Origin of the sequence: Kribbella sp. NPDC050470 (genome assembly GCF_044458365.1) — a bacterium.
In the GTDB taxonomy this organism is placed as follows: Bacteria; Actinomycetota; Actinomycetes; order Propionibacteriales; family Kribbellaceae; genus Kribbella.
In genome coordinates, this window is sequence record NZ_JBITHV010000008.1 from 464,986 (window position 1) to 476,243 (window position 11,258).

Sequence of the window (11,258 nt, forward strand, 5' to 3'; positions counted from 1 at the left end):
CTCGTGCAAAGATGCCCCGCCGGCAACGCCGGCGGGGCGGTGGTGTCCGCGTTGGTGTGCAGCTGGTCGGGTGCTCATTCCGCGGTGACGTCGTCTGATTCCAGTGTCGGGGGCAGGCCCAGCCATGGTTTGTCGTCGGCGTCGAATCCGGTGAGCTCGGCAATCTTCCCGTCGACGACGTGCAGGACCGCGATGGCAAACAGCCGGTACTTCGGGTCGTCGGGGGTGCGGAGGTACAGCGCGGCGGCAGGCATGCGGTTGACCGTCGTGGTGATACCGCGCCAGTCGTCGTAGCCGCGCTGGAAGAGCCCACCGGAGACCCAGCCGTCCACTGCGTCCCTGGCCGTCATGACCGAGGTGCCCTGATCGGGCAGCATCGCGAAGCGCAGGTCGTCGCGCAGCAGGGACGTCAGCCCGTCGAGGTCGTTGCGCTCATGGGCGTCGATGTACGACTTCACCGCGCCGCGCTCGTCGTTCGACAGCTCGTGGGTGGCGGGGCTCCGCCAGTCGAGGCGGCGGTCGGGCAGCTGCTCGCGCATCGTCACACGAGCCCGCTGCAGTGCGCTGGTCACCGATGCGACGGTCAGCTCGAGGGCGTCGGCCGCTTTCGACGCCGGCCAGCCGAGGACGTCGCGCAGGATGAACGCCGCCCGCTGCCGCGGCGGCAGGTGCTGGACGGCGACGATGAACGCCAGCTCGATCGTTTCCCGCGCCACCACCGATTCCTGCGGGTCCTCGGGGAGCATCCGGTCGGGGTACGGCTGCAGGTACAGCACCTCGGAGTCGAGGTCCGGCAGCTCGGACGGTGCGGGTGTGCGGTCGTTGCGCTTCTCCAGGAAGTCGAGGCAGGCGTTCGTCGCGATCCGGTACAGCCAGGTCCGCAGGGCCGCGTGGCCCTTGAACGATTCCCGCTTGTTCCACGCTCGCAGGAACGTCTCCTGCGTCATGTCCTGGGCGTCCTCGTAGTTCGCGAGCATCCGATAGCAGTGCACCTGCAGCTCACGCCGGTAGCGCTCCGTGAGGAGTGCGAACCGCGCCGTGTCGTCTGAGCGGACCGCCGCGATGAATGTGGCCTCGTCGGCGCCCAGCAGTCTGGCCTCGGTCATGGTCATCAATCCTTCCACCGGTACGGGAGGGCTACCAGAACTGACGACGGGGCGGAGGATTTCTGATCGGTGCAGCCGCGTGTGTGCGCGTGTTGTCGCCGACTCGGAAAGTTCGTGGCTCGTACGGGGGTGTCCGCATAGGGTTGCGGGATGGCGTTGGAGCTTGTGCAGGTCAATTTCAAGGCTGGGGATGACCTGGCACTGGGGCGGTTCTGGGCTGGGGCGTTGGGGTGGGGGACTGTGGGCGCGGAGGCTGGGGCCACCGGGGTTTTGCCGGTGGGATCTGGGTGGCCGCTGCCCGGTGCGGTCAGTCTTGATGTGATCAGGGTCCCGGACCCGGAGACGGTGAAGAACCGTGCCCACATTGAGCTCGCAACCAGTTCGGCGGCGCATCATGCGGAACTGGTGGCGCGGTTGATGGAGCTTGGCGCTACGCCAGCTGAGGTGGACGTCCCGTGGACGGTTTTGGCTGATCCAGAAGGGAATCTGTTGTGTGTGCTGGAGCCTCGGAAGCTCTACCGGGACACCGGGCCGATCGCGGCGGTGGTTGTCGACTGCACCGACCCGCGGGCCATGGCGCGGTTCTGGGGTGAGGTCATGGGCTGGACGGTGCACGAGGTGACCGACGAGCACGCGATGCTGCGGTCTGCCAGGGGGACCGGGCCGTATCTGGAGTTCCTCCGCACACCCCATGGGAAGGACCTGCCGCGCCGCGCGCATCTCGACCTGCTGCCGGACCCGGTTGAGGATCAAGCGGTGGAGGTGGCTCGGGTGCGGGGCCTCGGCGCCACCCCGGCCGATGTGGGCCAGGGCGACGTACCTTGGGTGGTTCTGGCCGATCTGGAAGGCAACGAGTTCTGCGTTCTCGGCCGAGGCTGACAACCTCACCACCTCCAACAGCTACTTGCGGGAGGTCGCCCGGAACGCCGGAACGAGTACTGCGGCGACCGCGACGTGCGCGAGTGCGAGCACGGTCTTGGTCCCACCCGACGCCTCGATGGTGAACAGCGGGAAGACGAACGACACGGCCAGGAACGCCAGTGCCACGACCGTCCAGATCAGCCGGGCGCGCGCGGTCACGCGCTCCAGCAGGGCCAGCAGCGCCCAGCCCAGCAGGGAGAAGAACAGCGAGAACATGATGAACGCGCTCGCCCCGAGATCCTGCGGTTCCTGCCCCTCGGCCTTGATGACCATGTCGTTGCCGAGCAACGGCTCGCCGACCACCCAGACCAGGACGGCCGCCACGACGGCTCCCAGTACTGCGAGAGCCCGAATGCGCCGGCGCCGTCCGGCACTGATCTCCTGCACATCACTCTGAATCGTCACGTCGACTCCTTCGGCAGATCCTGTGCTCACGGCTTGACCGGCCGGTATCGCACGGTGAGCTCGGCCGTGGGGTCGCCGTCGCTGACCCGGTGGAGGTAGTGCGGCCGGCCACCGGGCAGGTCCAGCAGCCGGATGCCGTCGCCGAGCAGCACCGGCGCGATGTGCAGGTCGATCTCGTCGAGCAAGCCGCGTTCGAGGAGTTGTGCACCGATGTTCGGCGACAGCACCTCGACGTTCTTGCCGCCGGCCGCGGCCAGCGCGATCCGCACCGCCTCGGCCACGTCACAGTCCAGGAACGTGACGCCCTCGGCGGGGGCGGCGTCCTCCGGGTGATGGGTGAGCACGAAGATGGGCCCGGTCCAGGCACCTCCGTAGACGGCCCCCGGATCCGGGAACTGGTCCCAGCCGCGCCGGCCGCCGAGGACCGCGCCGGTGGTCGCGACGTACTCGTCGATCAGTCCCGGCTGGGGCGAGATGCCGGTCATCATCCAGTCCATCTCGTGGTTCGGCACGGCCACGAATCCGTCCAAGGACATGGTGAAGTGCCACAGCACCTTGCCGTCGGCGGTCTGCGGTTCGATGTCGTTCACTGGTGTCTCTCCTCTGCGGCTGATTGCCTCGTGCAGTATTGAGACGGCATCGACCGCCAAACCTCATCGGTCCAGGGTCGGCGGGAGATTGAACGCCGGGAACAGACCCGGCTCGTGGAACGCGACCATCTCGGTGATCCGGCCGTCGCGGACCTGCAGCACGCCGAGGCCGAACGGCTCGTACGTGTCCCCGCCCGGCGGACACCGGTACGTCGCTGCGGCCAGCTCACCGTTGGCACAGGCGACCGGCAGCACGCGCAGCGTTCCCACGTAGTACGGCGAGCCGGGGTCCCAGCTCTCGGCCAGCGCTGCCAGCACGCCATCGCGGTCGGCGAACCACTCCGGGTACGGCGGCATCGTCGCCCGCACGTCCTTCGCCAGCAGCTCCGCGACCTCGGCAAGGTCGCCGCGCTCCACCGCAGACATGTAGCGGCGCAGGATCTTGCGGTCCTCGTCGGTGGGCGGGGCTGACGGAGCCCAGTCTGACCGGCCCGGCGGCAGGTGGGTGCGCAGGGTGGCCCTGGCCCGCTGCAGGGCACTGTTGACCGAGGCGACGCTGCCGTCCAGAACCTCGGCTGTCTGGCGAACCGGCCAGCCCAGCACGTCGCACAGGATCGTCGCGGCGCGCTGCCTCGGCGGCAGGTGCTGGATGGCGGCCAGGAACGCCAGCTCCAGCGTCTCCTTCGCGACCACCGCCGCCTCCGGGTCGTCCGCGCTCGGCGCCGCCGGCTCCCACAGGTGGCCGGGGAACGGCTGCAACCACGGGCCGTCCGGCGAATCGGCCTGATCGGGAAGCGTCCGGCGGCGACGGCCCTCCAGGAAGTCCAGGCAGGCGTTCGTGGCGATCCGGTACAACCAGGCGCGCAGGGACGAACGGCCCTCGAAGCCGTCCCGTCCGCGCCACGCCCGCAGGTACACCTCCTGGACCAGATCCTCCGCCTCGTCGAACGACCCGAGCATCCGGTAGCAGTGCACCCGCAGCTCGCCCCGGTGCAGCTCAGCGCGTTCAGCGAAGTCGGACTGCGGGATCTCCATCAGGACGCCTCTCTGTGCGGCTGCCGTAGAAGTGCACGTTCTCACGGTCAGCCGGTCTGATGTGCGCCAGGACCTCGTGGTCGAGGGAGTTACGCAGGGCGGGGAGGGACTACTTGACCGGGGTTCACCTCGCGGCCGTCGACCGTGATCGCGGTGCGGTCGGGGGTGATCGTCAGGTTGATGGTGTGGTTCTGGTGGGTGTAATTGGTGAGGGTGAGCGTGCCTTCGGGGAGGTGGTGCGGGTTGATGGTCAGGGAGCCGTCGGGGTTCGGGTGGATGCCGGCCAGGCCGGTGAGGATGGCTTCGGCGCCGGTGAGGCCGGCGATGACGTTGGCGCGGCGGCCGGTGGCGGGGGCGCCGGGTTTGTCGGAGTAGTGGTCCTGCGGGAAGTACGGGTAGTGGTCGCCCATCCAGAAGAGGCGGCGAAGGACATCCCACGCCAGTGCTGATTCGCCGCGTTCCCAGAGGGTCAGCGCGAGCTGGGGTGCTTCGCCGGTGTAGGCGCCGGCGCCGGACCAGTCGATGTCGGCGGTCTCGTAGTGGCGTGCGTCCTCGGCGCTGACACTGCTCACGCCGTACTCACCAAGGAACGCGCCTGGCCGGAGGTGCTTGATCAGGGCTGCGGCGACCTCGGGTGGGCAGGCGCCGGAACGCAGTACGTCGAAGGCCTGGATCGAGAAGGCGAACTCGGTGTGACGGTCGGGGTAGCGGCTGCGGAACCAGCCGGCGTCGGCGTCCCACAGTTGGCGGATCACCTCGGTCCGGATCTGGTGGGCGGACGCGCGTAACTCGTCGACGGGTAAGGCGGCGCCGGAGAGTTCGGCCAGTTCGGCCAGGGTTTCCAGCGACCAGGCGCGTTCGGCGTTGGGGCTGGCGACAACGTGCTCCCAGCCGGCGCCGCGCATCTCGAGGAGGTTGCTCTGGTCGCCATAGTCACGCAGTACGCCGGTCTGGTCGTCGGGACGGAAGCGTTTGTCGAGGGCGGTGAGTACGTCGTACAGCCGTGAGACGAGACCGGGGTCGAGCCGGCGGTCCGCGGCGGCAGCGCGGGTCAGCATGGTGAGAGACCAGCCGCTGTAGGCGTAGGCGACGCCGAGGCCGGTGCCGTCGGGGGCGATGGCGTAGCGGTCGGTCAGGTCGGCGTCGAGGAAGGACTCGATGAGGTCGACGACGTGGTCGCCGAGCATGAGGCTGAGGACGTTGGGGGCGTAGCCGCCGGTGTCCCAGGCGTAGGCGCAGAGCGCGCCGCCGTCGAGACCTGAGGTCGCCATGAACGGGGTGGTGACGAAGTCCGGGTGGTCCCACCAGCAGACGAGGCCGCTGGCGAGCGAACGGCGGTAGTACTGCTCGAGGCCGGGGATGTCGCTGGTGAGGACGGGGACTCGGGCGAGGGCCTGGTCGATGCGGGCTGTCCAGGCGCGGGTGGTGGCGGCCGCGTCCGCGGCGGGGTCGGCGGGCGGCGTTGCGTCGGCGGGGTGGACGGCGAGGCTGAAGGTGGCGTGACCGCCCGGGGGGAGTCGGGCGGTGAGGCCGGCGTGGGTGAGGGTGACGGGTGTGCTGGTGCCAGGTGCCAGCCCGCCCGGACCGCCCGGGCCCGGTTCGGGTGGGACCCAGCCCCAGTTGGACAGCTGGACAGCAGTGGCCTGGGTGGGAGCGAGTGCCGGGTGGACGGTGAGTTGGTGCGTGCGGTCTGAGCGGTTGTGGATGTGGATGGTCAGGATGTAGCCGGGTTCGCCGTGGCGGGGGGTGAGGGTGGTTTCGACGGCGAGGGAGATGAGGCGGCCGTCGACGTACTGGTGGTAGGTGCCTCGGCGCGTCAGGCGGTCTGGACGCCAGGTGCCGCCGGCGGGGAGGAGGCCGCGGTCGCCGGCGCCGGGGCGGGTGCCGTCCGGGATCGTCCGGCCGTCCAGCTCGAACGAGATCGTGAGGCGGCTGTCAGCGGCCGCGTGTGGGGGAGAGAACCAGCCGCCGACTCCGCAGACGGTGCCCGCGAGCCGGCTGACGGTTCCGGTGCCGCTTCCGACCCAGATCTGGTCCGGCGGTACGGCGCGGCGGAGGTCGAAGGCGAAGTCGTCGAGGGCGTACGGCGGCATGGGCGGCCTTCCTGCAGAAGCTTGACGAACGGCAGCAGAAGCTGGCGAAGGGCACAGCCTGGTGCGATGGCGGGCCGGCGGGAGTGGGCGTGCCGGACCGGTCCCGGCAGGTGATCCCGGCCCGCGTAGGACCGGTCCAACACGGTGGCTCGATGGTGGCACGAAGATTCCGAGAAGCGCAATGGCCAAGCGATGAAACCGTTTGCGTACGGACTGTTGACCTCGCTCCCGCCCGCTGTTACGTTCCGGTGCTGACCCGTTGGACCAGTCCAACGGCGCTGATCAAGGGAGGGGCCGGATGGCGAAGCTGACGATTCGCGACATCGCCGCGCTGTCCGGCCTGTCCAAGTCCACCGTCTCGCTGGTGCTGAACAACAGCCCGAAGGTGGACCCGGCGACCCGTCGGCACGTGCTCGCGGTGATGCGCAAGCACCGGTACGTGCCGAGTTTCGCGGCCACCGCGCTGGCCAAGGGCAGTACCCGGCTGATCGGGATGGTCGTGCCCGGCCTGTCCTGGCACATGGTTGCCTCGATCAACATCGGGGTGGCCGCGGTGACCGAGCGGAACGGGTTCGACATCATCCTGTACACCGCCACCAACGACCGTGACTACGGTTCGCTGATCGACCGCGTGCTGACCTCCAGCATGGCGTCCGGCCTGCTCGTGGTCAGTCACGAGCAGCCGCTCGAGCCACTCGTCCAGCTGCACCAGGAGGGCCTGCCGGTCGTCCTGGTGAACACCATCGACGCCGACGTGGACCTGCCGTCCGTCACCGCCGACAACTACGAAGGCGCGCTGACGGCGATGGACCACCTGATGCAACTCGGACACGAGCGAATCGCTTGTGTGCAAGGCCGAATGGCGTACCGGTGCTGCCAGGACCGCTACCGCGGCTACCTGGACGCGCTGCGCACTGCAGGCATCCAGCCCGATCCCGAGCTCACCAAACCCGGTGACTTCGTGCCCGAGCAGATCCGCTCCCGGTCGCGGGAGCTGTTCGCGCTGCCGGCCGGTCAGCGGCCGACCGCGGTGTTCGCGCACTCCGACGTGACGGCGTACGGCGTGATGACCGCCGCGGCCGAGGCCGGGTTGCGCGTGCCCGAGGACGTGTCGGTGATCGGCTTCGACGACATCGAGTCCGCGGCTCAGATCCGTCCGCCGCTGACCACAATCCAGCAACCGTTCGTCGAGATGGGCAAGCGCGCCGCGACCATGCTGGTCGAGGCGATCGGCCCGAACGACGACGAACCCGAAGAGCCGGCGACCGGCGAGGTGGAGTTGCCTCGCCTGGTGATGCCGACCAGCCTGATCGTCCGGGCGAGTTGCGGGCCGGTGCCCGTGACCCGGTCCCCGCGCGGACGGTCGCAGACCGCCAAGGCCTGATCCTCCGGATCGAGGTCCCGCCCGACCAACGACTCCTGGCGCCTATCGCGCCCACCGACAGCGCACACAGCCGTTCCCCCACAGACCCCGGCCGGCGGCCGGCGGGTCAGGTGCTGCTGCGCGCCCTCTGGAAGGACCCCGGAGTGATCAAAAACCAGGAAATACCCCCTCCCCCTCGCTCCGCTCGACGGCGGCGTTGGGCCAGTGCCGCCGCTGCGGTTGTTGTGGTTGTTGTGGGGGTGGTGGGGCAGCCTGTGGCTCGGGCTGAGGTGGTGCCGTTCGAGGTGTTGCCGGCGGATCCGATTGCCGGTTTCACGCAGTTCAAGAACCTGCCTGCCGACTCGACGGAGCAGGTCGCCATCACCGGCAACCCGAACTTCACCAAGGCCCTCGAGGTCACCGTGCCGAACGCCCCGCAGAGCCAGGGGCTCGACGGCGAGTACGAGATCACGCTCGGCGTCGCCGCCACCCAGACCGTGACCGCCGGCGACGCGCTTGTCGCGACCCTCTGGATGCGGTCGATCGAGCCGACGCCCGGCAGTACGACGGGGAACGCGCACGTGGTCTTCGAGACCGACGGACCGCCGTACAAGAAGTCGATGAACGCGGCGCTGCTCTACGGCCCGGAGTGGCAGAAGTTCGAGTTCCCGGTCCGCGCCGCGGTCACCTACGAAGCGGGGACGGCGACCGCCGCGCACCTCAACCTCTGGCTCGGGTACGGCGCTCAGAAGTTCCAGATCGCCGGCGTCTCGGTCAAGGACTGGGGGCCGGGCACGCCAGCAGGCTACCCGCAGGTGACGTACGAAGGTCGCGAGGCCAACGCAGCCTGGCGTACGGCGGCCAACGCCAGGATCGACCAGTACCGCAAGGGAAACCTGGCCGTGTCCGTCGTCGACCCGGCCGGCAATCCGGTCAGCGGCGCGACCGTGTCCGCCGTGCAGCAGACCAGCGCGTTCAAGTTCGGCGCCGCCTCCGACGGGTCGCGGCTGATCGGCGACCCGTCCAGCGGGATCAGCGCGAGCGACCTGGCGCAGTACCAGAGCAAGGCCTCGACGCTGTTCAATCAAGGAGCCCTGGGCAACAACCTCAAGTGGAGCAACCACTGGGAGAACCAGGTCGAGCGGGACACGATCACCATGCCCGCGCTGCAGTGGATGCGGGAACGCGGTCTGCGGGTCCGCGGCCACACCCTGATCTGGCCGTCCTGGGGCTACATGCCGCCGGACCTGGTCACGTTGCAGAACGATCCGGCCGCGCTCCGGGCCCGGGTGAACAACCACATCACCGACGAGGCAACCACGCTGAAGGGGATGGTCGACGAGTGGGACGTGGTCAACGAGCCGTACTCCGAGCACAGCCTGCAGGACATCCTCGGTCCGGGCGAGATCGAGTCCTGGTTCCGGCTGGCCCGCCAGGCCGACCCGACCGTGCCGCTGGCGCTGAACGACTACGGCCTGCTGGAGAACAACGGCTGGGAGAAGCGGCACCGCGACCATGTCTACGGCATCGTGCAGTCGCTGAAGGCGGCCGGTGCGCCGATCGACCTGGTCGGCATGGAGAGCCACTTCAACGGACTGCAGCTGACCTCTCCGGACGACCTGATGACGATCGTCGACCAGTTCGCCGCGCTCGGGGTGACGGTGGCGATCACCGAGTTCGACGTGGACACCGATGACCTGCAACTGCAGGCGGACTACACCCGCGACTTCATGACCGCGATGTTCTCGAACCCGAACGTCAACCAGATCAGCAACTTCGGGATCTGGGCGAACAACATCTACAACCCGCGGGTCGCGCTCTACAACGCCGACTGGTCGCCGAAGCCGAACGCGCTGGTCTGGGAGGACCTGATCAAGCGCCAGTGGCACACGAGCGTCAACGGCCACACGAGCGCCGGCGGGACGTTCGGGACGCGTGGCTTCCTCGGTGACTACCTGGTGACGGTCACCGTGAACGGCATCTCCAAGCAGGTCAAGGTACCGATGCCGACCACGGCCGGCGCCTCCGTGAAGGTGATCGCCGACGGCATCGCGACCACGGTCCGGACCGCGCAACCCAACCCGGTCGGCGACGGCGACTTCGAGAGCGGCACCCGCGGCTGGACTCCGCTCGGCACCGGCCCATCGACTGCCGCCAACGCGCACAGCGGGTACACAGCGCTTTCGCTCAGCCCAGGGTCGGGCGTGACCCAGAACATCACCGGCCTGACGCCGGGCACGAGCTACCTGCTGTCCGGCTGGGGACGCCTCAACGGCGGCGGCACCCAGTGCTACATCGGGGTGCGCGGGGGAGCGACGGCAGGTACTCCGACCTTCCAGTACGAGCTCACCTACGCCGACGAACGCGCCTACACCCAGAAGCTCGCGGCATTCACGCCTCCGACCGGGACGAAGTGGATCCAGGTGTTCGCCTGGTCCAACCCGAACCCGACCACGTCGGAGTGCACGCTCGACGACATCAGAATCACGCCGACCGACGGCACGCCACCACCCGCCCAGGGTCCGCCGGCGACAACGCCGTACCTGCCGACGCCGTCCGTCCTGGTGAACGGGACGCTCGAGAACCAATCCAGTACGACGGGCTGGTACTGCCTCGGCACATGCACCCTCAAGAACGCGGCGACGACTCCGCACACCGGTAGCGGCGACCTGTCGATCACCGGACGCGCAGCAGCGTGGGCCGGCCCGGCGCAGGGCGTGTCCGTGGTGAACGGCGGTCTGTACGACTCGTCCGCCTGGGTGCGGCTCGCGAGTGGTTCCGACACCGCGATGGTGAGCCTGAAGCTGACCACCTCGACCGGATCGACCACGATCAGGCTCGGTCAGGCACCGGTGACGAGCACCGGCTGGACGCGGATCTCCGCGGCCAACACGAAGGTCGCCTGGACCGGCACACTGACCAAGGCCGAGTGGTGGATCAGTACGACGACCGGCACCGGCAACCTCCTGGTCGACGACACCTCGTTCGCTCCGAAGGCCAAGCCGGTCGCCGGCCGCGACCTCCTGACCAACGGTGACGCCGAGCAAGGCACCGACAACTGGACCTGTTCGACGTCCTGCACCGCGCAGACCGCTCAGGTGCACGGCGGCTCCACCGCAATCCTCGGTACGACGCCGACGCAAACCGTGACCGTGGCGAACGGAGCGTCGTACAAGACCTCGGCCTGGATCCGGCTGGCGACCGGCACCGGGACCGCCCAGGTGCAGCTGAAGCTGACGAAGTCGGACGGGTCGGTCGCGACCGTGCCGTTGGCGTCGGCCGCGGTGAATGCGTCCGGCTGGACGAAGGTTGCCGCGAACAACATCCCGGTCAGCTGGACGGGCACGCTCACCAAGGCCGAGTGGGTCGTCGCCAACGACAACGTCTACGTCGACGATGCGGCCCTGCAACCGGCCGGTGTCGAGCAGACCGCGTTCAACCCGGTGCAGCCGACCGCGGCCTGCGTCGTACGGAACTCGGTCGACAACACGTACACGGCGTACTTCGGCTACTCGAACGCCAACAACTACTACATCCCGGTCCCGGTCGGGAGCGACAACTACTTCAGCCCCGGACCGTCGGACCGCGGCCAGTCCGTTCACTTCCTGCCCTTCCAGCGGCCGCGCCGGGTCGCGGTCAGCTGGGACGGCAGTCCACTCACCTGGCGGCTCGGCACCCTGACCCAGACCGCATCGTCCACGTCACCGGCGTGCGGCGCGGCCGCCAGTATTCATCGGAGGTAAAC

8 protein-coding genes are annotated in these 11,258 nt (G+C 69.0%); 3 read left to right on the forward strand and 5 right to left on the reverse strand.

Annotation, left to right across the window (positions count from 1 at the left end; translation table 11 throughout):
• Positions 1 to 74: 74 nt before the first annotated feature.
• Positions 75 to 1,106, reverse strand: a complete 1,032-nt coding sequence (locus ACIBGM_RS26415; protein ID WP_360536339.1) for an RNA polymerase subunit sigma-70 — start codon at positions 1,104 to 1,106, stop codon at positions 75 to 77.
• Positions 1,107 to 1,256: 150 nt separating this feature from the next.
• Between ACIBGM_RS26415 and ACIBGM_RS26420 the strand changes: the two genes are divergently transcribed.
• Positions 1,257 to 1,985: a VOC family protein gene (locus tag ACIBGM_RS26420; protein ID WP_396387012.1), complete on the forward strand. Its 729-nt coding sequence runs from the start codon at positions 1,257 to 1,259 to the stop codon at positions 1,983 to 1,985.
• Between the two features lie 21 nt (positions 1,986 to 2,006).
• Here the strand turns inward: ACIBGM_RS26420 and ACIBGM_RS26425 are convergent, their stop codons facing one another.
• The 4 genes from ACIBGM_RS26425 to ACIBGM_RS26440 form a co-directional block, all read right to left on the reverse strand.
• A complete protein-coding gene (locus tag ACIBGM_RS26425; protein ID WP_360536341.1) occupies positions 2,007 to 2,432 on the reverse strand; it encodes a DUF6069 family protein in 426 nt (141 codons plus the stop codon).
• A 26-nt stretch (positions 2,433 to 2,458) separates the two neighbouring features.
• The gene (locus ACIBGM_RS26430; protein ID WP_396387013.1) at positions 2,459 to 3,022 is read right to left on the reverse strand and encodes a dihydrofolate reductase family protein; all 564 of its coding nucleotides are present in this window, start codon (positions 3,020 to 3,022) and stop codon (positions 2,459 to 2,461) included.
• Between the two features lie 63 nt (positions 3,023 to 3,085).
• Positions 3,086 to 4,057: an RNA polymerase subunit sigma-70 gene (locus tag ACIBGM_RS26435; protein WP_396387014.1), complete on the reverse strand. Its 972-nt coding sequence runs from the start codon at positions 4,055 to 4,057 to the stop codon at positions 3,086 to 3,088.
• 89 nt (positions 4,058 to 4,146) lie between these two features.
• Positions 4,147 to 6,150 carry an MGH1-like glycoside hydrolase domain-containing protein gene (locus ACIBGM_RS26440; RefSeq protein ID WP_396387015.1) on the reverse strand — a complete coding sequence of 668 codons (2,004 nt, stop codon included), beginning with the start codon at positions 6,148 to 6,150 and terminating at the stop codon, positions 4,147 to 4,149.
• Between the two features lie 298 nt (positions 6,151 to 6,448).
• On the opposite strand from ACIBGM_RS26440, the gene ACIBGM_RS26445 reads away from it, so the two are divergent.
• Positions 6,449 to 7,534, forward strand: coding sequence for a LacI family DNA-binding transcriptional regulator (locus tag ACIBGM_RS26445; RefSeq protein WP_360536349.1), 1,086 nt, complete (start codon positions 6,449 to 6,451; stop codon positions 7,532 to 7,534).
• A 254-nt stretch (positions 7,535 to 7,788) separates the two neighbouring features.
• Positions 7,789 to 11,256, forward strand: a complete 3,468-nt coding sequence (locus ACIBGM_RS26450; protein WP_396387016.1) for an endo-1,4-beta-xylanase — start codon at positions 7,789 to 7,791, stop codon at positions 11,254 to 11,256.
• Positions 11,257 to 11,258 lie beyond the last annotated feature (2 nt).